Annotated in this window: 21 protein-coding genes; 17 read left to right on the top strand and 4 right to left on the bottom strand. The window is 70.7% G+C overall.

The window, feature by feature from the left end; genetic code table 11:
• Window positions 1-52: 52 nt before the first annotated feature.
• Complete coding sequence (locus ACFTZC_RS15180) at window positions 53-451, bottom strand: iron-sulfur cluster assembly protein (protein ID WP_382889671.1); 399 nt, start codon at window positions 449-451, stop codon at window positions 53-55.
• On the bottom strand, window positions 448-1,542 hold the full coding sequence (locus tag ACFTZC_RS15185) for an amidohydrolase family protein (protein WP_382889673.1): 1,095 nt from the start codon (window positions 1,540-1,542) through the stop codon (window positions 448-450). The genes ACFTZC_RS15180 and ACFTZC_RS15185 overlap by 4 nt, the downstream gene beginning before the upstream one ends.
• Window positions 1,543-1,724: 182 nt before the next feature.
• On the opposite strand from ACFTZC_RS15185, the gene ACFTZC_RS15190 reads away from it, so the two are divergent.
• From ACFTZC_RS15190 to ACFTZC_RS15200, 3 genes are all read left to right on the top strand, one after another.
• Window positions 1,725-3,326, top strand: a complete 1,602-nt coding sequence (locus ACFTZC_RS15190) for a class I adenylate-forming enzyme family protein (protein WP_382889675.1) — start codon at window positions 1,725-1,727, stop codon at window positions 3,324-3,326.
• A 76-nt stretch (window positions 3,327-3,402) separates the two neighbouring features.
• Window positions 3,403-4,530 carry an aromatic ring-hydroxylating dioxygenase subunit alpha gene (locus tag ACFTZC_RS15195; RefSeq protein WP_382889677.1) on the top strand — a complete coding sequence of 376 codons (1,128 nt, stop codon included), beginning with the start codon at window positions 3,403-3,405 and terminating at the stop codon, window positions 4,528-4,530.
• Entirely contained in the window at window positions 4,527-4,847 is a 321-nt protein-coding gene (locus tag ACFTZC_RS15200) for a ferredoxin (protein WP_382889679.1), read from the top strand. The genes ACFTZC_RS15195 and ACFTZC_RS15200 overlap by 4 nt, the downstream gene beginning before the upstream one ends.
• Before the next feature lie 9 nt (window positions 4,848-4,856).
• Here ACFTZC_RS15200 and ACFTZC_RS15205 read toward each other — a convergent pair whose 3' ends face one another.
• Together ACFTZC_RS15205 and ACFTZC_RS15210 are read right to left on the bottom strand one after the other, a co-directional pair.
• Window positions 4,857-5,390: a VOC family protein gene (locus ACFTZC_RS15205; protein WP_382889682.1), complete on the bottom strand. Its 534-nt coding sequence runs from the start codon at window positions 5,388-5,390 to the stop codon at window positions 4,857-4,859.
• A complete protein-coding gene (locus ACFTZC_RS15210) occupies window positions 5,387-6,523 on the bottom strand; it encodes an acyl-CoA dehydrogenase family protein (protein WP_382889684.1) in 1,137 nt (378 codons plus the stop codon). The genes ACFTZC_RS15205 and ACFTZC_RS15210 overlap by 4 nt, the downstream gene beginning before the upstream one ends.
• Before the next feature lie 167 nt (window positions 6,524-6,690).
• Here ACFTZC_RS15210 and ACFTZC_RS15215 point away from each other — a divergent pair, with 167 nt between their 5' ends.
• The 14 genes from ACFTZC_RS15215 (at window position 6,691) to ACFTZC_RS15280 (ending at window position 21,876) form a co-directional block, all read left to right on the top strand.
• Entirely contained in the window at window positions 6,691-7,896 is a 1,206-nt protein-coding gene (locus tag ACFTZC_RS15215) for a CaiB/BaiF CoA transferase family protein (protein WP_382889686.1), read from the top strand.
• Window positions 7,893-10,931, top strand: a complete 3,039-nt coding sequence (locus tag ACFTZC_RS15220) for an AMP-binding protein (RefSeq protein ID WP_382889688.1) — start codon at window positions 7,893-7,895, stop codon at window positions 10,929-10,931. The genes ACFTZC_RS15215 and ACFTZC_RS15220 overlap by 4 nt, the downstream gene beginning before the upstream one ends.
• On the top strand, window positions 10,928-11,374 hold the full coding sequence (locus ACFTZC_RS15225; RefSeq protein WP_382889690.1) for a nuclear transport factor 2 family protein: 447 nt from the start codon (window positions 10,928-10,930) through the stop codon (window positions 11,372-11,374). The genes ACFTZC_RS15220 and ACFTZC_RS15225 overlap by 4 nt, the downstream gene beginning before the upstream one ends.
• A gap of 2 nt (window positions 11,375-11,376) precedes the next feature.
• Window positions 11,377-12,132: an enoyl-CoA hydratase/isomerase family protein gene (locus ACFTZC_RS15230; protein ID WP_382889692.1), complete on the top strand. Its 756-nt coding sequence runs from the start codon at window positions 11,377-11,379 to the stop codon at window positions 12,130-12,132.
• A 65-nt stretch (window positions 12,133-12,197) separates the two neighbouring features.
• Window positions 12,198-12,662 (top strand): MaoC family dehydratase, encoded by a 465-nt coding sequence (locus ACFTZC_RS15235; RefSeq protein ID WP_382889694.1) that lies wholly within the window; start codon window positions 12,198-12,200, stop codon window positions 12,660-12,662.
• 59 nt (window positions 12,663-12,721) lie between these two features.
• Window positions 12,722-13,975: a thiolase family protein gene (locus ACFTZC_RS15240; RefSeq protein ID WP_382889696.1), complete on the top strand. Its 1,254-nt coding sequence runs from the start codon at window positions 12,722-12,724 to the stop codon at window positions 13,973-13,975.
• A gap of 71 nt (window positions 13,976-14,046) precedes the next feature.
• Complete coding sequence (locus ACFTZC_RS15245; RefSeq protein ID WP_382889698.1) at window positions 14,047-14,478, top strand: Zn-ribbon domain-containing OB-fold protein; 432 nt, start codon at window positions 14,047-14,049, stop codon at window positions 14,476-14,478.
• Window positions 14,479-14,509: 31 nt separating this feature from the next.
• On the top strand, window positions 14,510-15,688 hold the full coding sequence (locus ACFTZC_RS15250) for a thiolase family protein (protein WP_382889700.1): 1,179 nt from the start codon (window positions 14,510-14,512) through the stop codon (window positions 15,686-15,688).
• A gap of 3 nt (window positions 15,689-15,691) precedes the next feature.
• Complete coding sequence (locus ACFTZC_RS15255; protein WP_382889702.1) at window positions 15,692-16,561, top strand: enoyl-CoA hydratase/isomerase family protein; 870 nt, start codon at window positions 15,692-15,694, stop codon at window positions 16,559-16,561.
• A gap of 69 nt (window positions 16,562-16,630) precedes the next feature.
• Window positions 16,631-17,263, top strand: a complete 633-nt coding sequence (locus ACFTZC_RS15260; RefSeq protein WP_382889704.1) for a TetR/AcrR family transcriptional regulator — start codon at window positions 16,631-16,633, stop codon at window positions 17,261-17,263.
• A gap of 209 nt (window positions 17,264-17,472) precedes the next feature.
• Window positions 17,473-18,531, top strand: a complete 1,059-nt coding sequence (locus tag ACFTZC_RS15265; protein WP_382889706.1) for a LacI family DNA-binding transcriptional regulator — start codon at window positions 17,473-17,475, stop codon at window positions 18,529-18,531.
• Window positions 18,532-18,740: 209 nt separating this feature from the next.
• The gene (locus tag ACFTZC_RS15270) at window positions 18,741-19,985 is read left to right on the top strand and encodes a sugar ABC transporter substrate-binding protein (protein ID WP_382889708.1); all 1,245 of its coding nucleotides are present in this window, start codon (window positions 18,741-18,743) and stop codon (window positions 19,983-19,985) included.
• 5 nt (window positions 19,986-19,990) lie between these two features.
• A complete protein-coding gene (locus ACFTZC_RS15275; protein ID WP_382889710.1) occupies window positions 19,991-20,983 on the top strand; it encodes a carbohydrate ABC transporter permease in 993 nt (330 codons plus the stop codon).
• Window positions 20,980-21,876, top strand: coding sequence for a carbohydrate ABC transporter permease (locus ACFTZC_RS15280; RefSeq protein ID WP_382889712.1), 897 nt, complete (start codon window positions 20,980-20,982; stop codon window positions 21,874-21,876). Before ACFTZC_RS15275 ends, ACFTZC_RS15280 begins: the two co-directional genes overlap by 4 nt.
• Window positions 21,877-21,884: the final 8 nt, after the last annotated feature.

Below are 21,884 nucleotides of genomic sequence, written 5' to 3' on the forward strand. Positions count from 1 at the left end.
GTCCGCCTTCATGACACACAAACAAACAGTCGTTTGCAAGCTAGGACGCGTCTCATGCACTGTCAACAGCCTTGACGGGCAAGGCTTCCGGACATGGCCGCGACGGCGGCTGAGGCCGTGTCCGCGACGGCCCTCCCGCGCTCCGCCGACGGTCCGGTGTCCACAGCACCGTCCGGGAGATCCCGACCTCCACGACGTCTACCTCGGGCAGCTCCAGCAGTACGTCGGTGATGAAGCGGCGCATTCCGGTGAAGTGGACGCACGACGTGTCCGTGAGCACCAGGGTGATCCGGACCCGCCCCGCCGCGTACCGGATCTCTTCGACCAGCCCCATCTCGCAGATGTCCAGGGGGTCCCGCATCAGCAGGGCGCACGGTTCGGGAACCTTCCGCAGCTGGCCACGGATCCGGTCCTCCAGGGAGGCGGCCGCGCCACCGCCGTCGGCCGTCATCCGCGCGCCCGCGTCGCGCGGCCGGCCCGCAGATACCCCCAGGGTGGGGCGCCACCGTCGCGGGAGCGGGCCCGCGCGAACGCGTCGCCGGCGGTGCGCCGGACCACCTCGGCCGCGTCCAGCCCGTGCACCCGCAGCGCGGTGCCGCCGAGGATCAGCTCCCGGTCCCGCGCGGTGATCTGCCGGAAGCCGTACTCGTCGAGCGTCTCGCGCGGGAAGCGGTAGTCGCGGAACGCGGCGAGCAGCGGCGCGGGATGACTGAGGTTCGAGCCGCTTCCGTACATCAGTTGGCCGGCGCCGCAGGCCTGCAACAGCGTGCCCAGGATCTTGGCGAAGACGCGCGGCCGGACGACGGCGTAGGCGAACACCGACTCCAGCGTGGCGTACAGGTTACGGTGCCGGCCCAGCAAAGCCGCGGTGTGCTCCAGGAACGCCGCTCCCGCGTGCACGACATGGAAGTTCAGCTCGGGAAAGCGTTCCAGCGGCGCGCTCAGGTCGTCGATGCCGAAGGCGCTGCGCGGCGCGGGCGGCAGCCACAGCGCCTTGTGCACGGCGACATTGCGGATGCCGAGATCGCGGGCGGCCTCCAGCAGCGGGGTGGCGAAGTCGGCGCCGTCCAGGCGCCACCCCTCCCCCGTGCCACCGTAGAAGAACGCGGGGTAGAGCTTCAGCCCGTCCACCCCGAACTCGCTCACCTGCCATTCGAGTTGGGCGATCGCCGCATCGGTGACCGGGGTGTCGACCGTCGCGTAGAGCAGAAAGCGGTCCGGGTGGCGGGACCTGAACGCGGCGGCGCGCCGAGGGTCGGTGACGTAGTCACGGGCGAATCCGAGGTTGGGCAGGGCGTGTATGACCGCCAGGTCCACGGGGCTCTCCACGAACAGCGAGCCGGCGATCGCCTCGAACGGGAAGTCGGAGAAGAACTCGTCGCGGTCGAGCCGGTAGTCCCGGAGCTCCCGCGCGTCCCCGGTCGCCAGGAGATGGGCGGCGTAGACCGATTCCAACTGCTCCGCGGCATCCGGATTCCGATTCTCGGACGAGAGGTTGTACGGGTGGACCACAGCGTCCACCACCACGGTGTCACCGATCATGCGCACCTCCAGCGGTTTACCAAACGAGTGTTTGTTCATGGAGACCCGATGTCAAGCGGACGACCCGTCGCCACCCACCCTGAAAACAAACAGTCGTTTGTTATCGTCGACTTGAGGGGATTCTCCCCGACGCCCACCGCAATGGCTCCGCCCGTACCGGGTCTCCCAGAGAGGTGACGAACATGAGCGAGTCGTCGTCGACAGCGCATGCCGCGACCACGGCGGCCGGGACACTCTGGGCGGCCGCCCAGGTCCACCCCGACCGGATCTGCGTCACCGAGGTGGACCGCCCGGACGGCGTGCTCAGCTATGCCGGGCTACGGGACAGGGTCGCCGCGACGGCGGGCGGTCTGCGCGCCCTGGGGGCCGGGCCGGGCGACCGGCTGGCCCTGCTGCTGCCCAACTGTGTCGAGTACGTGGAGACCTTTCTCGGCGCGCTGGCCGCCGGGCTGGTCGTGGTCCCGTTGAACGTCCGGCTGCTGCGCACGGACTACGCACACATGCTGTCCGACTCGGGCAGCAGGGTGCTGGTCACCACCGGGGCGTTCCTCGACCGCCTGCCGGAAGCGAAGAGCCTGCCCGGTCTGACGGTCGTCCGGACGGACACCGCCGGCCCCGGATCGCTGCGGGCGCTGCGCTCCACCGGCGAGCCGGCCGCCGAACCCGTCGCCGCCCACGGGCACGACGCGGCCTCCCTGATGTACACCTCCGGCACCACCGGGCTGCCCAAGGCGGTCGTCCTGACGCACCACGCGTGGCGGAGCGTGGCCGAAACCGCCCTGCGCGTCCTGGACTTCGGCCCGGACGAGGTGATCCTGCACGCCGCCCCGCTCACCCACGGCTCGGGGTTCCTGCTGCTGCCCACCCTGATGACCGGCGGACACAGTCTGCTGGCCGGCTCGTACGACGCCACGCGCACCGCCACGCTCTTCGACGAGGCGGGCGTCACGGGGCTCTTCATGGTTCCGTCGATGATCAGGATGCTGCTGGACGCGCTGCCCGCCGGATACACCCCACCGCCGGCCCTGCGGCGCGTCTACTACGCCGGGTCACCCATCGACCCGGAGACCCTGCGCGAGGCGGCCGACGTCCTCGACGGGCGGCTGGTGCAGTCGTTCGCGCAGATGGAGTCACCGATGTTCTTCACCGTCCTGGACCAGGCGGACCATCGCCGGGCGGCACGCGATCCGCGGCTGCCGCTGGTCCGCTCCGCGGGGCGCGTCCTGCCCGGCGTCACGCTCGTGGTCGTGGACGGGACGGGCGCGCCCCTCCCCCCGGGCCGGGCCGGGGAGATCCTCGCCCGGGCCCCGCAGACCATGGCCGGTTACTGGAACCGCCCCGGCGAATCCGCGGCGGCGCTCGCGGACGGCTGGCTGCACACCGGGGACATCGGCTTCCTCGACGAGCGGGGGTACCTCTTCCTCGTCGACCGCAAGAAGGACATGATCGTCACCGGCGGGTCGAATGTGTACGCCCGCGAGGTCGAGGAGGTCCTGCTCGGGCTGGCAGGGGTGCGTGACGCCGCCGTGGTGGGGCTGCCCCACCGGATCTGGGGCGAGGCGGTCACCGCCGTACTCGTACCGGAGCCGGACCGGACCCCGCCCGCCGACGAGGAGATCGTGGCCGGCTGCCGTGCCTCGCTGGCCGGGTACCGCGTGCCCAAACAGGTCGTCTGGGTGGACGAACTGCCGCGTAACGCCTACGGGAAAGTCCTCAAACGGGAGCTGCGCGAACGGCTGTCGGCCGAGCACCTGTACCGCGTTGACAGTGCGGGGAGCCCGTGACTACCGTACAAACAAATGATTGTTTGCTTAGCTCTACAGCTACGAGCCACCCACCACGATGGAGAGTGTGGACACCGTGACGCAGACATCGCCGAAGACCGGCCTCACGGCAGCGGAGCAGCAGTACCCCCTCCCCCCGAGCCGATGGGACGCGTCCGTCTACACCGACCCGGACCGCTACCGCTCCGAACTCACCGCGGTCTTCCATCACTCCTGGTTCCCGGTCCATCCGTCCGGGGACCTGCCGCGCGCGCGTGACTTCCTCACCTGGGACCGGATCGGGCAGTCGATCGTCATCACCCGGCTCGACGACGGTTCGGTACGTGCCTGGCACAACGTGTGCCAGCACCGCGGGGCCCGGCTGGTCAACGGCTCGGGCAACTGCGGCCGGGCCCGGTTCACCTGCCCCTGGCACGGCTTCGTGTACGACCTGGAGGGCGTGGTCGGCGCGGTGCCGCTGCGCGAGAGCTTCGACGAGGAAGCGCTGCGCGGGCTGCGCGCCCCCGCCGTTCAGGTGACGGAGTGGGCCGGGTGGATCTGGCTGGCGCTCTCCGACGACGTGCCGCCGCTCCTCGACCACCTCGGCGCCATCGGCACCGAACTCGCGGGGTACGGCCTGGAGGGCTTCACCACGCGCTTCCGTACGTCGGTCCGCCTGAAGGTGAACTGGAAGATCGCCGTCGACGGCTTCAACGAGACCTGGCACGTGCCCTTCACCCACCCCCACACCCTCGCCGGCCTGGTGATGTGGCGGGACGCCGTGCTGCGGATCAGCTCACCGCATTCGTGGATGACGCTCCCGATCCGCGGGTACACCGAGCGGGCGAAGGCGACGGACGACCACCGCGCCTCCCACCTGTGCCACTACCTGGTCTTCCCGAACACCATCTTCAGCTGCTTCCCCACCCACCTCCAGATGTGGAGTGCCTGGCCGGTGTCGGTGGACGAGACGGAGCTGTGCGCGTACGAGGTCGTCGGACCGCCGCCCGCGGGGAAGACCGCGGAGCAGTGGGACCGGCACAACCGGCGGGACTGGCAGCAGTTCCTCGACGTCCTCAACGAGGACGCCGAGGTGATCAACGACATCTCGACGGTGATCGGGTCGCTCGGCTTCCGAGGCAGCATGTTCAACACCGCCGAGAGCCGGCTGACCGCGTTCCACCGTGAGATCGCCCGGCGGATCGGCGAGGAGGAGCCCGCGTGATCAGGATCAGGGTCGACCGCGAACGGTGCCAGGGGTACGGCAACTGCGTCATGGCCCTGGCCGGCGCGTTCGACATCGACGACGAGGGACTCGTCGTGCTGAAGCGCGCGACGGTGGGCGACGGTGAGACGGGGGCGCTGCGACGGGCCGCCTACGACTGCCCCACCGAGGCGATCTCGTTCCACGCCGCCGGCGACGCCGACCCGGAGGCCGAGGCCGGAGCCGAGGCCGGAGCCGAGGCCGAGACCGGCTCCGGCTCCGGCTCCGGCTCCGGCTCCGGCTCCGGCTCCGGCTCCGGCTCCGGCGATCGTGTCTGAGCGCTGTCCTCACCTGTCGTCGCGCAGGCACGCCACGTAGTCGCGCCAGACGACCCGCCCGGCCAGCACATCCCGCAGCCCGTAGTCCTGGGCGGGAACGTCCCAGCGGGTGGTGGTCGAGGTGAACTGCAGCAGAGTGCCGAAGGTCGACCGTGGCGGCAGGAACGTCTCGCTCCAGCGCGGCGAGGCGGTGTCGGTCCCCGTGGGCGCGTAACCGCTCGCCGCCAGGGCCTCGACCGTCTGCGGTACGTCGTCCACGAACAGGGTCAGATGGTGGAACCCCGGCCCCCGGCCGTCCAGGAAGGCGGCCACCGCGGCGTCGGCCCGCAGCGGCTGCAGCAGCTCGATCTTGAACTGGCCGAGGGCCAGGTGCAGAAGCCGGATCCCGCGTTCGTCGTTGTCCCCGCCGGACAGGAACCGGCCGCCGAGCAGATCGACGAAGAGCGGTACGGCCTCGGCCACGGACGGTACCGCGATCCCGATGTGGTCGACCGTCCGCACCCGGTCGGCCACCGACACCGTGCGCGTGTCCGCAGGGGTCACAGGCCCATCTCCTTGGCGATGATGCTTCGTTGGATCTCACTGGTGCCGCCGCCGACCATGGCGTGCTTGGCCTCGCGGAAGTAGCGCTCCATGTCGTACTCGGGCAACTGGGCGTAACCGCCCAGGGCCTGCATGCCGTTGAACGACGTCTTGAAGGCCACGTCCGCGGCGAACACCTTCGCCATGGAGACCTCCTTGACCGCCCGTTCGCCGCGGGCCATCTTCGTGGCGGCGCTGTAGACCAGCAGACGGGCCGCCTCGATCTCGCACTCGTTCTCCGCCATCCGGTGCTTGAGGACCTGGAACGACGACAGCGGGCGGCCGAACTGGGTGCGCCCGGAGGTGTACGTGACCGTGTCGTCGAGCGCGGTGCGGGCGTTGCCCACGTAGCTGGCGGCCAATGCGAGGCGCTCGTACTCCAGGTGCTCACCGATGTACGTCCAGCCGCCGCCGACCTCGCCGAGGAGGTTCTCGCGCGGTACCCGTACGTCGGTCAGGAAGATCTCGGTGGTGCCGAGGCTCCGGCGGACGATGGTGTTGAGCTTGCGGATGTCCACGCCGGGCTCGTTGTTGGGTACGAGGATCAGGCTCAGCCCTTTGTGCCGGTCGGGTCCCGTCCTGGCCAGCACCGTGATCACGGTGCCGGGTACATGGGCGCCCGAGCAGAACACCTTGTTGCCGTTGAGGACGAAGTGGTCGCCGTCGGCCACCGCACTGGTCCGCAGACCGGCCGCGTCCGAGCCGGCGCCCGGTTCGGTGATGGAGACACTGAACTTGATGTCGCCGCGCAGGAATCCGCCGAGGTAGCGCTCGCGCTGCTCGGCGGTGCCGTGGTTGGCGATGTTGGTGGCGGTGAACATCGAGGTCATCACGGCGGCGGCGAAGTCGAGGCTGTACGTGGCGATCGCCTCGCAGAAGATCGCGTACATCACCGGGTCCGCCTCCAGGCCGCCGTACTCCTCGGGGATCAGCAGCCCCAGCCAGCCCCGCTCGGCGAACTTCCGGTACGCCTCCTCGGGAAACTCCCGCGACTCGTCGTGCTTGCGGGTGTACTCGCGGCCCACCTCCCGCTCCATGAAGGTGTGCAGGGTGTCGCTCCACAGTCGCTGCTCGTCGGTGAACCGGAAATCCATGCCAGGCCCTTCGCCGTAGGATCGTCAGTCCCGCTTTTCGCCCGTCCCGCTTTTCGTCCGCCCCTTTGCAGCACGGTTGTTGACCACCGTAGTGGTCGCTGCTAGTACTAACAAGTGTTTGTTTTTCCCTGACGCCCGAGTGCGGCCGATTCCTGGGAAGGGGACCATTGAGTCTCGAACGCACCTATCGCGGACTGCGCGTGGTGGATCTCAGCGAGAACATCGCCGGCCCGCTGGCCTGCATGATTCTCGCCGACCTCGGCGCGGACGTGGTGAAGGTCGAACCACCGGGAACCGGCGAGGCCACCCGTCGGCTACCGCCCCACTGGGGCACCGACAGCACGGTGTTCCTGGCACTCAACCGCAACAAGCGCAGCGCCGCCGTCGACCTCCGCACCCCGGCCGGCCGGGACGCGGTGCTGCGGATCGCCCGGGGTGCCGATGTCGTCGTACAGTCCTTCCGGCCGGGTGTGGCCGACCGGCTCGGCCTGGGCTTCGACGACCTGCGGCGGACGGCCCCGCGCGTGGTGTACTGCTCGGTGAGCGCGTTCGGCGAGGGTGCGCTCGGCCGTGAACTGGCCGGCTACGACGCCCTGATACAGGCGTTCACCGGAATCATGGAGATGACCGGCGACCCCGACGGGCGACCGGCACGGGCCGCGCCCTCGGTGGTGGACATGTCCACCGGCATGTGGGCGGCCGTCGCCGTCATGGCGGCACTGGCCCGGCGCCCCGACGAGCCCGGCGCACAGCGGCTGGAGGCCGGCCTCGTCGACAGCGGCTTCTTCCTGATGGCCCATCAGATCATGGGCTATCTGGGCACCGGGACGTTTCCGCCACGGCTCGGCTCCGCGGCCCCCAGTACCGCTCCGTACGAGGCGTTCCGGACCGCCGACGGATCGATCATGATCGCGGCGGCCACGGACCGGCTGTTCGCCCGGTTGTGTACGGCGCTGGACCTGCCAGGACTGGCGGCGGACCCCCGGTTCCGGCGCGTGGCCGACCGGGTGGCACGGCGCGCGGAACTGGCCGGACCGATCGAGGAGCGACTGCGCGGCGCACCGTCAGGATACTGGCTGGACCGCATCGTCGCGGCGGGCGTACCGGCCGCGGCGGTCCACACACTGGCCGAGGCCCTGGAGCACCCCGTGACCGTGGAGCGCGGCATCGTGCGCGACGCGGCCCGGGGGCGTGTCCACGGTCTGAAGCAGCTGCGGCTGCCGATCGACACCGGCGCCGACTGCCCGATGCGCCAGCCACCCGCTCCGGGCGAGCACACCGAGGAGATCCTCTCCGAAGCCGGGCTCTCCCCGGAGGAGATCGACCGGCTTCGTCCGTCAACGGCGATGGAAGGGACGGCACCACCTCAATGACGACACTCCCCCCTCCACAGGAACGGCGTGCCGCCCTGGAGGCGCGGCACCCGGTGTGGACACCACGCACCACCGCCCAGCAACTCGACGCGGCAGCAGCGGAGTTCGCCAAGCGCCCGTTGATCCTGACCGATGATCACGTCCACACCTACACCGAGGTACGGCGGCGCTCCGTCCGACTGGCCGCCGGGCTGATGGCGCTGGGAGTGCGGGCGGGCGACCACGTCGCCGTCGACCTGGCCAACTTTCCGGACATCATCGCCCTCAAGTACGCGGTCGCCCGGCTCGGCGCGGTGTCCGTGTCCGTCAACTTCCTGCTGCGGCACGAGGAACTGCGGTACGTCCTGCGCCAGTCCGACGCCGTCCTGCTGATCACCATGGACTCGTTCCGGGAGCTCGACTACCTCGACGCACTCGACCGGATCGCGCCCGGCTGGGAGGAGCACGCGGGCGCCGCCGTGCTCCCCCGGCTCCGTGAGGTCGTCGTACGGGGGACGGACGGGCCGCCCGCCAGGGGCCGGTCCCTGGAGGAACTCGTACGGCTCGGGGCGGCGATCGGCGACGCGGAGGTCCTGGAACGCACGGCCGCCGCCGACCCGTTCGCCGCCTCGGACCTGCTGTACACGTCGGGCACCACCGGCATGTCGAAAGGGGTGCTGCTCCAGCACGACGCGGTGCTGCGCACGGCGTACGCGAGCGCCTACACCCGCGCGTTCCAGGACGGGCGGCGCATCCTGACCGCGCTGCCGATCCACCACGTCTTCGGGTACGTGGAGGCGACGCTCCCCGTGCTGTTCGTGGGCGGGGCCGTCTGTCCGCACACGGTGTTCAGCGCCGAAGGGACACTGCGGGCGATCGGCAGGCACCGTATCGACGAGCTCATCTGCGTACCGGCCATGACCGGTGTGGTGCTCTCCGAGGCGAGGTCAGGACCGTACGACCTGTCGTCGCTGACCACGATGTTCTCCTCCGGCGCCGCCCACCCGCCCGGCATGTGGGCACAGATGGCGGAGGTGCTGGACGTGGCGGAGATCTTCACCGCGTACGGGCAGACCGAGACCACCGCTTCCACCTTGTGCACCCGGCCCGGCGACCCGGTCGAACGGCTGAGGACGACCAACGGGTGCCCCAAGCCCGCCGGGGTCGCCGGCGATCCCGGGCTGGGCGGTGTGCTCGCCGCGTACCGGGCCGTCGACCCGGCGACCGGCGAGGAGGTGGCGACGGGCGAGGTCGGCGAGCTGGTGGTGAAGGGCCCGGCGGTGACCTCCGGTTACTACAACAAGCCCGAGGAGACGGCCGCCGCCCTGGACGCCGGCGGCTGGCTGCGCACCGGAGACCTGGGGCGCTTCGACGAGCAGGGCTATCTGACGCTCACCGGGAGGCGTAAGGAGTCGTACCGCTGCGGCTCCGAACTGGTCATGCCCGGCGAGGTCGAGGCGGTGTTGCGGGAGCATCCGGGGGTGCGGGCGGCGTATGTCGTCGGCGTCCCGCACGAGCGGATGGGCGAGGTCGGCTGCGCGTGGATCGTGCCCGAGGGGAGCGGAGCGCCACCCGACCCGGACGAGCTGGTCGGGTACTGCTCCGGGCGGCTGGCCAGGTTCAAGGTGCCCGCCGTCGTGCGGTTCGTCGAGGAATCCGAGCTGCCGGTCACGGTGACCGGGCGGGTGCGGAAGTACCGGCTCGCGGAATGGGCGACGGCCGACGGCGGCGGCATGGCGACTCCGGCCTCCGCGACGGCGGACGGCACCGCGGTGACCGACGGCGTCGCAGAGCCCGATGGCAGTGCGGTGAGGCACGCCGCGGCAGTGTCCGACGGTGCGGGACTCGCCGGGGTCCGCACCGCGCAGACGCTGCGCGACCTCGGCTACGAAGGACGCATCCGGCTGTTCTCCGAGGAGAGTGAACTCCCCTACGACCGGCCTCCGTTGTCCAAGGCCTACCTGACGGGCCGGCGGGGCGGGGAGGCGATCCGGTTCGAGGACCGGCTCGATGCCTATACGGCGCGGGGCATCGAGCTGGTCCTCGGCAAGCGGGTCGTCGCGGCCGATCTCGCCGCCGGAACCGTGGGGCTCGCCGACGGCTCGGAGGCGGCCTTCGACCGACTGGTGGTGGCGACGGGTTCCCGGCCGCGGGAGCTGGCCGCGCTGCCCCCGTCGCCCGCCGTGCACTATCTGCGGACGGCGGCCGACTCCCGGCGGCTGGCCGGGGCGCTCACGGCGGGGCGCCGGGTCGTACTGGTCGGAGGAGGCTTCATCGGGCTGGAAGTGGCCTGTGCGGCCCGCGCGCTGGGCTGTGAGGTGACCGTCGTCGAGGCCGTCGCACTGCCGCTCGCCACGGCCGTCGGCGAGGGACCGGCCCGTCGGCTGATGTCCTGGCACACCGCACGCGGGATCTCGTTCCGCTGCGGCGTGACGGTCCGGAGCGCCTCCGCCGCGGCCGGTGCGCGGATTCTGCGGCTCGACGACGGTTCGCAGGTCACCGCCGATGTCGTGGTCGTCGGCGTCGGTGTGGTCCGTGACACCGGCTGGCTCTCCGCGGCCGGACTCGGCATCCATCGCGGACTCGTCTGCGACCACGACGGACGCGCCTCGGATCCGGCCGTGCTCGGCGTGGGAGACGTGGTGTGCCGCCACGACGACACCAGGAGCGACGGGACCGGACGGAGCGGGGAGACCGGCGGGAGCGGGGTGTGCCGGCCGATCGGCCACTGGACCGCCGCCGCGGACAGTGCGGTACGCGTGGCCGGGACCATCACCGGCGGTGCTCCTGCCCCGGTCCAGGACGACGGCTTCTTCTGGTCGGACCAGGGCGACCTGCGGCTCCAGTTCGCCGGGTACGCCGGCCCCGGCTCGGAGGCCGCGGTGGTCTCGGGCGCGCTGGACGCGGACGCCTTCGTCGTGCACTACACGGACCGCGGGCGGCTGACCGGTGTGTTCGCCGCGAACAGCCCGCGCGCGTTCCTGCGCGGCCGGACGGCGCTGCGTTCGGCGAGCGGCGCGGGCCTGGCCCGTACCGCGGAAGGGAGCGGCACATGACCACGGACTCACGAGTGCTGGGCGACACCGACCAACGGGAGGTCACCGACCTGTACGCGCGCCTCGCGTACGCGTACGACGAGGCGCGGCCCGAAGCGTTCGCCGCGCTGTACACCGAGGACGGCGCGTTCGAGGTGGCGGGCGCCGAGCCGGTGCGGGGAGCGGCGGCGCTGGCGGACCTGGTCCGCGGGGCCGCGGAGCGCTCGCCCGGCACACGGCACCTGGTCTCCAACGTCCTGGTGCGGGGCACCGGGGACGGCGCGAGCGGCACCGCGTACGTCGTCGCACTGCGGGTCGCGCCGCCCGCGGTCCGCCTGATCACCATCGGCCGGTACGACGACGAGTTCACGCGCACCACGGACGGCTGGCGGATCCGGCGGCGCCGGTTCACACCATTCGTCCGGCCCGGTGCCGTACAAGCAACTGATTGTTCAGGAGGGTGACCATGTCCATCGGCCCGCTGTTCGACGAGTACTCCGAACGGTACGAGAACATCCGCCTCGAACGGGACGACGACGGCGTTCTGCAGGTCACCCTGCACACCGGCGGCGACAGCCTGATCTGGACCTCGCAGGCACACGACGAACTCGCCTACTGCTTCACCGACATATCCTGCGACCCCGGCAACAAAGCGGTCGTACTGACCGGCGCCGGGTCGGCCTTCTGTGCCGAAATCGACTTCGGCAGCTTCCAGTTGGGGACACCCGGCGACTGGTCCCATGTCATGTTCGAGGGCAAGCGGCTGCTCACCAACCTGATGAACATCGAGGTGCCGGTGGTCGCGGCGATCAACGGACCGGCTCTCGTCCACCCCGAGATCCCGGTGCTGAGCGACATCGTCCTCGCGTCGGAGACCACCGTGTTCAAGGATGGCCCCCACTTCCCGTCCGGAATCGTCCCCGGCGACGGCGCCCATGTGGTCTGGACCCATGTGCTCGGCCCGACCAGGGGCCGTTACTTCCTGCTGACCGGGCAGGAGATCGGCGCCCGCCAGGCCCTGGACCACGGCGTGGTCAACGAGGTTCTGCCGCCCGGGAAGGTGCTGCCCCGGGCCAGGGAACTGGCCGCGGGGATCGCCGCGGGGCCGGCGCTCGCCCGCCGGTTCTCCCGGGTCGTACTCACCCATGAGATCAAACGGCTGCTGCACGAGCAGCTCGGACTCGGCCTGGCCCACGAGGCGCTCGCCGCCCTCGACCGGTGAACGCGGTGAGCGGCCGGTCCGCGAGCGGCCGGCCTGTGAGTGACCCGCCTGCGAGCGACCAGCCTGTGAGCGGCACCTTCAACCGGACGCGGCAGTACTTCGAGGACTTCGCGGTCGGTGACACGGTGCTCTCGCCCGGGCGCACGGTCGACATCGCGGACATCTCCGCGTTCGCCGGACTCACCGGGGACCACTACCCGTTGCACGTCAACGAGGAGTACGGCCGGGGCACCAGATTCGGCGGCCGCATCGCCCACGGACCGCTGACCTTCGCCCTGGCCGTCGGGCAGATCGCGCTGACCGGCTTCCTCGGCGACGCCGTCGTCGCGTTCCTCGAATGCCAGGGGCTGCGCGCGCTGGCCCCCGTGCGCCCGGGTGACACCATCCGGGCGCGGGCCGAGGTGGCGGCCACCGAGCCCGGCAGCAGACCGACCCACGGGACGCTCCGCCTCGACTACACCGTCCTCAACCAGAAGGACGAGGACGTCATGACGTTCCGCATGGTGCTGCTCGCCCGGCGGCGGTCATAGCGGTGCCCCACTCGCCACCACGGCCCACGCGCAGCATCCCCCGAGGAGGAGAACCCACGGTGCCTGCCCCCGTACCCCCCGTACCCCCCGCATCCCCGGCCCCCGCATCCCTGGCTCCCGCGTTCCCGCCGTCCCCGGACGAGGCCGCGTTCGTCGGCATCGGCGAACTGCCGTCGGGGCGCTACCCCGACCGGTCCTTCATGGGCGGCCTCGTCGAGGTCGCGCTCGCCGCCGTACGCGACGCCGGTCTGGCCCTGTCCGACATCGACACCCTGCTGCTCATCCCCTGTCTGCACTCCCCCGCCGACCAGGCCGACCTGATCTTCTCGCGGGTGGTCGAGGAACTCGGCCTGGGCGGACGGGTCAAGAGCAGTGTGATGCTGCACTCCGGCGGCTCGACCAGCGACAACACCGTACGCACCGCCGCCTCGCTGATCGCCGCGGGATACGCGCGCAACGTACTGGTCCTCCAGGCCGAGAAGTGGGGCTCGGCACCGGTCGGCGAGATGATCGACATGCTGACCGCCAACGGCATCCCCCGCGAATGGGAGAAGGTGACGGGGCTGTCCTTCAACGCCGTGGGCGCGCTCATCGCCCGCCGCTACATGGCGGTGAGCGGATCGACACCCCGGGACATGGCCTCGGTGTGTGTCGCCCTGCGCGCGTGGGCGCGGCTCAATCCGAACGCCATGTACCGGGACCGGGAACTCACCGTCGACCAGGTGCTCGGGTCACGGCTGGTCTCCGACCCGCTGCACGCCTTCGAGTGCCCGATGATGGCCGACGGCGCGGTCGGCCTCGTCCTCACGAGTGCCGCGCGGGCGCGTGCCGGCGGCGAACCATGGGTACGGGTCGCCGGATCGGGTGGGTGCGTGTCGCACTACAGCATCGGCCAGGAGGAGGACCTCGCGGTGCTCGGCTGGCCGGCCGCGGCGGCCCAGGCGTACGAGCAGGCGGGGTGGGGGCCCGAGGACGCCGATGTCGCCGAGGTGTACGACTCCTACGCGGGGGTGCTGACCGTCGCGCTGGAGGGACTCGGTCTGGCCCCCGTCGGCGAGGCCGCCCGGATGTTCGCCGCCGGCGCGTTCTCGCCCGGCGGCCGGCTGCCCGTCAACACCAACGGGGGCCTGCTGTCCGCCGGGCACACCGGGGTGGGCGGCGGAACGGCGCTGCTCGCCGAGGGCGTACGGCAGTTGCTCGGCAGGGCCGGGCCGGAGCGGCAGGTCGAGGGGGCGCGGCGCGCGGTGTGCGGTGGTTCCGGCGGGACCTACATGGACAGTCAGGTACTTCTCCTGGAACGGGTGACACGATGAGCGGACCGGCGGACGGACCGGACGGAGGCCCGGAAGCGGGCCCGGAAGCGGGCTCGGGAATGGTCCCGGGAATGGCACCGACGGGACCGGAAGTGGGCCCCGGAATGGCGGCGATCACCGAGCCCTACTACGAGGGCCTCGTCCGCGGCGAGCTGATGCTCCAGCACTGCAAGGGGTGCGACCGGGCCATCATGTACCCGCGCCACCTCTGCCCCTTCTGCCATGCGGGCGACCTGGACTGGGTGGTGTCGTACGGCCGGGGTGTGCTGCACAGCTTCACCGTCCAACGGCTCGGCGAACCCACCGGGTTCGGCGAGGACACCCCGTACGCGCTCGGCGTGGTCAAGCTGTCGGAGGGCGTCCAGTTGCTCGGCCGGCTGTGGCCCGGTGCGGACGGCGGCTGGGACGCGTACACGTGCGACGCGCCGGTCGAGTTCCGTCCGGCAGCCGCGCACGAGGCCAGGCGGCGCCCGGTGGCCTGGTTCGGGCCGGTCCTGCGATGAACGGCAGCGGCACAGAGAGGAGTTGCGCATCATGAACGAGGTACTGATCGCCGGCGTCGGCATGACCCGCTTCGGCAAGGATCTCCGGCGCGGCGAGCGGACGATGGTGGCCGCGGTCACCGACCAGGCGCTCGCCGACGCGGGGATCCCGGCATCCGGCGTCCAGCGCGTCTTCGCCGCCAACGCGGCGGCCGGACTGGTCTCCGGACAGGAGATGATCCGCGGCCAGGTCGCGCTGCGGGACACCGCCCTGGCCGGGGTGCCGCTGGTCAACGTGGAGAACGCGTGCGCCTCCGGCAGTTCGGCGGTGAACCTGGCGTACGAGGTCATACTGGCCGGACGGTGCGATGTGGCCGTGGTCGTCGGCGTCGAGAAGATGTCCCACGAGGACAAGGCGCGCACGTTCGACGCGCTGCGCGGCGCCACCGACGTCACCACCACCGGACGGCGCGGCGACAGCGACGCGCCGCCGAAGAACTCGGTGTTCGTCGAGATGTACGCGCACGAGGCCAAGCGGTATCTCGACACCTACGACGCCACGATCGAGGATTTCGCCGCCGTGGCCGTGAAGAACCGGCGCCACGCGTCGCTCAATCCGCTGGCACAGTACCGGCAGCCGCAGACCCTGGAGGAGGTGCTGGCCGCACGGACGGTGGTCGATCCGCTGACCCTGCCGATGTGCTCGCCCACCACCGACGGGGCCGCTGCCGTGGTCCTGTGCTCCGCGTCGTACGCGCGTCGGCATGCCACGGGCCGCTGCGCGATCCGCGCGACCCGGACGGCCGCCGGGAACGGCGAGGACTCCCGGCCGGTCGCCGCCGCGGCCCTGGCGGCCTTCGAGGACGCCGCGCTCGGCCCCGGGGACCTGCATCTGCTGGAACTGCACGACGCCGCCGCACCGGCGGAGGTGCTGCAGTACGAGGAGATCGGCCTGTGTCCGCCCGGTGAGGGACATGTGCTGGTCAGGAACGGTGTCACGGCCCTGGGCGGCCGGATCCCCGTCAATACGGACGGCGGGCTGATGAGCCGGGGGCATCCGATCGGTGCCACGGGATGCGCGCAACTCGTCGAGCTGTACGACCAGTTGCTCGGCCGGGCCGGGGGGCGGCAGGTCGAGGGGGCGCGGGTCGGCATGGCGGTCAACGCGGGTGGCTGGCTGGCGGGCACGTATGCCGCCGCGGTCGCCACGATTCTGGTGAAGGCCGGGTAGCGGATGTCCTCCTCCGCCGGTCCCACCGATGTCGTCGAGCGCGACACCCTCTTCCACGCGCGCGTCGCGGACGGTGTCGTCCTGATCACCCTCAACCGTCCCGACCACGGCAACGGAGTGGTCCCGGAACTCGCCCGTGACCTGCTCGCGGCCCTCACCGAGCTGGAGTCCGACCGGTCCGTGCGCTGTCTGGTCCTCACCGGCGCCGGGCGGCAGTTCTCGGCCGGCGCGGACCTCCACGCCATGCGCCGTTACCTCGACGAACGTCTCGCCGTCGAGCAGGAACCGTACAACGCCAGGGCCCTGTTCCCGGTCACCCAGCGGATCGCCGCCTCCCGCCTGCCGGTCGTGGCGGCGGTCAACGGCGGGGCCACGGCGGGCGGCCTCGATCTGGCGCTCGCCTGTGATCTGCGCATCTGCTCGACGGCGGCCAGGCTCGGGGAGACCTACATCAATCTCGGGCTGCCACCGGGCAACGGCGGGTCCTGGTTCCTGCCGCGTCTGGTGGGGTCCGGGACGGCCGCGGAACTGGCCCTCACCGGAGATCTCGTCGACGCGGAGCGCGCCTTGGCGATCGGGCTGGTCAACCGGGTCGTCGAGCCGGACGAGTTGATCCCGGCCGCGGTGGAACTGGCCGGACGCATCGCCGCCAAGGCGTGGCGGGCGGTCGAGGCGACCAAACAGGCGCTGCGGTCCGGCTGGCAGGTCGATCTCGCGACCGCGATGAACTCGGGCTACTGGGCCGTCGCCGCGCTGCACCACACCGACGACCTCTCCGAGGGCATCGACGCCTTCCTCGAACGCCGCCCACCGGTGTTCAACCGCGCCCGGAACGAGGACGGCACCGTATCCGACGAACCTCCACGCGCATGACGCGGCCCGGGCGCTGATCACCTCCCCTGTACAATCACTTGTTAGGAAACTCCCGGGGAGGTACATCTCTTGGCAGCGCCGTCCAAGTCGCGGAAAACGGAGGCCGGACAGGGCCCCGTCTCGGTCGAACGCATCGAGACGGCCGCCATCCAGCTGTTCGGTCAGAAGACGTATCCCGTCGTCGGGATGCGGGACATCAGCGACGCGGTGGGCATCCTTCCCGGCAGCCTGTACGTGCACATCCGCAAGAAGGAAGACATACTGCTGCGGATCATCGAGGGCGGGATCCAGAACTACCTCGACGCCATCGAGGCCGCGATCAAGCCCGGCACGAACGGACCGGACCGGATGCGCCGTGCCATCGTCGCGCACATGTGCGTCCTCGGCGACACCCTGCTCCAGACCCGTGTGGCGTTCCACCAGTGGACGTATCTGAGTCCTCCGCTCCAGGAGCAGGTGATCGAGCTGCGGAGGCAGTACGAGGAGATCTTCACCCGCATCCTGCGGACGGGCATCCGCAAGAAGGAGTTCCGGCGGGTGAAGCATCACCGGATCGCGGTGCTGGCCATCATCGGGATGCTCAACTCGGCCACGGAGTGGTTCTCCCCGGACGGCGAGCTCTCCCCCGAAGCCGTCGGCCATCTGCTCGCGGACAGCGCTCTGGAGGGACTCGCCAGGCAGCCGTCGGCGCCTGTCTCCTGACCCGCCCGTCCTGACCCGCTGACCCGGCGGCGCCCGGTGCGGCGGGCGCCCCCGATGCGGTCGGCTGGCCCGGTGCGGCCGGCGGGCCGCACCGGGCGGTCTTGCTCGGCGCGTGACCGGCGATCTAGGATGAATGCGCTTTCATAGCGGTTCGGTGGCAGGCATCAGCGCGTACCCAGGTACGGCGGAAGAAGCGGACGGTCGGTCGAGTGAGCGCGCCCACGGTATACGACGTCGCCGAGCGGTCGGACGTCTCCATCGCCACCGTCTCGCGGGTCTACCGCAACCCCGGATCGGTGCGCGCGCAGACCCGCGAGCGGGTCCTGGAGGCGGCTCGCGCGCTGGGCTACGTCCCCAGCGGGAGCGCCCGGGGTCTGGCCAGCCGCACCACCGGTGTGCTCGGCCTCTGCTTCCCGGACTACGCCGATCCCGACGCCGAGGCGGACGCGGAGGCGGAGGGCGACGCCGACGACGCGGTGATGCTCTACTCCGACCAGATCATCCGCGGCATGGAGCGGGCGGCCCGGCGGCACGGCTACGCACTGCTGATCTCCGCGTCGCTGGAGGGCGGCCCCGAGAGCCTGGTCGCGAAGGTCGCCGGGCGGGTCGACGGCTTCGCCGTCCTCGCGCAGACCGTGCCGACCGAGGACCTCGAAGTGATCTCGAACCGGCTGCCGATCGTGATGCTGGCCGGGCCTCGCGAGATCGACCACCTGGACCACGTCGTGGTCGCCAACGCCGACGGCGAGCGCGCGCTAGCCCGCCATCTGATCGAGGACCACGGGCTGCGCCGGCTCGCGTTCGTCGGCGGCGACGCCGACTCCCCGGACGCCGAGGCACGGTTCTCCGGCTTCCAGGAGGCGTGCCGGGAGGCCGGTTTGCCGGTGCCGGACGCGCCCGATCTGCGGGCCGGGATGATGACCCGGGCCGAGGGGGCGCGGGCCGCGGAGGCGCTGCTCGACCGGCCGGGCGACCGGCCCGAGGCGATGCTCTTCGCCAACGACCAGATGGCGGTGGGCGCGTTGCGCGCACTGGACGGGCGGGGCGTGCGGGTCCCCGAGGACATCGCGGTCACGGGGTTCGACGGGATCCCGCTGAGCCGGATCGTACAACCGGCGCTGACCACCGTACGGCAGCCGATGCGCCAACTCGGCGAGCAGGCGGTGGAGTTGCTGGTACAGCGGCTGGGTGACGGCGAGCGCGCCCCGATCTCGCTGACACTGCCGGTCTCCGTCGTCCGGCGCGCGAGCTGCGGCTGCGGGGACTGAGGCAGCCGTACCGCCTCACGGACCGCCGAAGGCCCGTCCGTGCACCATCCGCACACTCGTCCACACACCCGGCCGGTGTCCGCGGGGTGGCCCGCACGTTGCACGAGTGTGACCCGGCATCCTCTTGCGCATTTCCAGCCATCTGCAGCAGAGTGATGTATGCGCTTACAGGCAGCGCATACATCGGATTGCTCAAGGAGGAGCCCTCCATGCCCCGCACCGCCAGAACCGTTTCGGCCGGTATCGCAGTAGCCCTCACCTTCGGTATCACCGCGTGCGGCGGCTCGGGCGGCGGCGACGTCGCCGCGGACGCGAAGCAGACGATCACCGTCTGGGCCATGGGGGCCGAGGGCGAGAAGCTCACGGATGTGGCCGAGAAGTACACCGAGGCCAACCCGAACATCACCGTCAAGGTGACTCCGGTCGGCTGGGACGTCGCCCACCAGAAGCTGGTCTCCGCGGCCGCCGCGGGCACCCTGCCGGACGTGGCCCAGATGGGCGGCAGCTACCTGGGCGAGTTCGCGGAACTCGGTGTGCTGGAGCCGGTCGACACCAAGACCTTCGACAAGAAGGACTTCTTCCCCGCGGGCTGGCAGCAGGGCGAGGTGGACGGCCAGGCGTACGGCGTGCCGTGGTACGTCGACACCCGCGTCCTCTACTACCGCACCGACCTGGCCGAGAAGGCGGGGGTCGGCAAGGCTCCGGCCACCTGGCCGGAGATGCGCGACCTGGCCACCGCGTACCAGCAGAAGGCCGGCACCAAGTGGGGCCTGTCCATCCAGCCCAGCGGCCTGGACACGGTGCAGAGCTTCTACTCCTTCCTCTACTCGGCCGGCGGCGAGATCGTCGACGACAAGGGCGAGGTGGTGATCGACAGCCCCCAGGCCGTCAAGGCGCTCAAGGAGTACGGCGCGTACTTCGACAAGGGCCTGTCGAACAAGTCCGTGCAGCCCGGCTACGACGTGGTGAAGGACTTCGGCAACGGCCGGGTCCCGATGTTCTTCGGCGGCCCCTGGCACGTCACCCTGCTGAACGAGGGCCAGCCGCAGATCGCCGGCAAGTGGGCCGTGGCCAACGTGCCCGCCGACGCGGCCTCCGTCTCCATGGCCGGCGGCTCGTCGCTGGTGATCTCCAAGGACAGTGAGCACAAGGCCGCGGCGACCCGGTTCATCACGTACCTGACCGACACCAAGGGTCAGGCCGACTGGTACGAGCGCACCAAGGACCTGCCGGCCAACACGGCCGCCTGGACCTCCGGCGACCTCGCCGGTGACGCGAACCTCCAGGTCTTCAAGAAGCAGATGGACACCGCCAAGGCATCCCCGTCGCTGGCCGAGTGGACGGAGATCACCGACAAGGTGGACCAGGCCATCGCCAAGGTGACGCAGGGCAAGGCGTCCGCCGAGGACGCGCTGAAGACCGCGCGGTCCCAGATCGAAGGGCTCGTGAAGTAGGAACCATGAGCACCACGACCGGAAAGGCCGCACGGACGGCCCAGGTGCGGGCCGGGACGGGCGTCGTCACGCCCCCGGCCGGCGGGCCCGGGGGGCCGCGAAGGCGCCGGAAGCCCTCGATGGGCGTGCAGAACGTGGCCGGCTGGCTGTTCTCCACCCCCTTCCTGGTGCTCTTCCTGGTCTTCATGGCCGTCCCGATCCTCGCCACGCTGGCGATGAGCTTCACCGACTTCGGGCTGCGCAATGTCACACGCCCGCTGGACGCGGAGTTCATCGGTTTCGAGAACTACGTCAAGCTCTTCCAGGACGACACGTTCCTCACCTCGCTCTTCAACACGGCGTACTTCGTCATCGTCGGCGTCCCGCTGACGGTCCTGCTCGGACTGGTCGTCGCGGTCCTGCTGAACAACGGTATCGACCGGGCACGTACCTTCTTCCGCGTCGGCTTCTACGCCCCGGTGGTCACCACCATCGTCGCGGTAGCCGTGGTCTGGCGGTTCGTGCTCGATCCGAGCGACGGACTCGTGGCGGGCCTCTTCTCCGAAGTGGGGCTCACCGCACCGGACTTCCTCGGCTCGGAGGCCCTGGCCATGCCCTCGCTGATCGCGATGGCGGTCTGGCGCAATCTGGGCACGGTCATGGTGCTCCTCATCGCCGGGCTCCAGGCCGTCCCCACCGAGGTACGGGAGGCGGCGCGGCTGGACGGCGCCGGAGCCTGGCAGGAGTTCCGCCGGATCACCGTTCCGCTGCTGCGTCCCACACTGCTCTACGCCACGGTCATCACCACCATCGGCTACCTCAACGTGTTCGAAGAACCGTTCGTGATGACGCAGGGCGGCCCCTCGGACTCCACCCTCACCGTGTCGCTGAACATGTACCGCGAGGGCTTCAACTTCTTCCACATGGGTTATGCGAGCGCCATGGCGTATGTCCTCTTCGTAGTGATCATGGCCATCACGGTGCTACAGCTCCGACTGCTGAAGGACAACACGAAATGAGCGCCTCCAGCACACCGGGCGGCGCGGTGACCACGCCGTCCCAGCAGCCCGGGCCTCCCCGGCGGGGCCGGTCCGCGGGCCGGTGGATCCTGGTCCACGCGCCGCTCACACTCGGCCTGCTCGTCATGTCGGCGCCGTTCCTGTGGATGGCCGTGTCCGCCTTCAAGACCCCCGGTGAGCTGACCGCCAGTCCGCCGGTGTGGATCCCGGCCGAGTGGACCCTGGACAACTTCCGGGACCTGCTCGACAAGCTCGATCTGCCGCTCCACTTCATGAACTCGCTGATCGTGGCGGTCCTCGTGACCGTGTCGAACCTGGTGTTCTGCTCGATGCTCGGGTACGCCCTGGCCAAGCTGAACTTCGCCGGCCGCGACAAGATCTTCGGACTGGTGCTCGGCGCCCTGATGGTGCCCGGCAACCTGATGCTGCTCCCGCTCTTCGTGCTGATGAGCAGGATGGGGCTGATCGACTCGTACGCCGGTCTGGTGCTGCCGTTCGCCGCCGGAGCCTTCGGGGTCTTCCTGATGCGGCAGTTCATGCAGTCGATCCCGGACGAACTGCTGGAAGCGGCCCGGATGGACGGCGCCGGTGAGTGGTACATCTTCTGGCGGATCGTGATGCCCCTGGTGAAGCCCGCCCTGGCGACGCTCTCCATCTTCACGTTCCTGGGGTCCTGGAACAACTTCGTCTGGCCGCTCATCTCCACCAACGACCCCGACAAGTACACCCTGCCGGTCGCCCTGGCCACGTTCGCCACCGACCCCAACCAGGCCGGCGGCTCGAACGGCATGCTCATGGCCGGCTCCTTCCTGATCGTGCTGCCCGTCCTGGTGGTGTTCATCGCCCTCCAGCGGCACTTCACGCAGGGCATCGCGACGGCGGGCATGAAGTAGCCGAGCGA

This window comes from Streptomyces sp. NPDC056987 (assembly GCF_042673865.1).
Classification (GTDB): domain Bacteria; phylum Actinomycetota; class Actinomycetes; order Streptomycetales; family Streptomycetaceae; genus Streptomyces.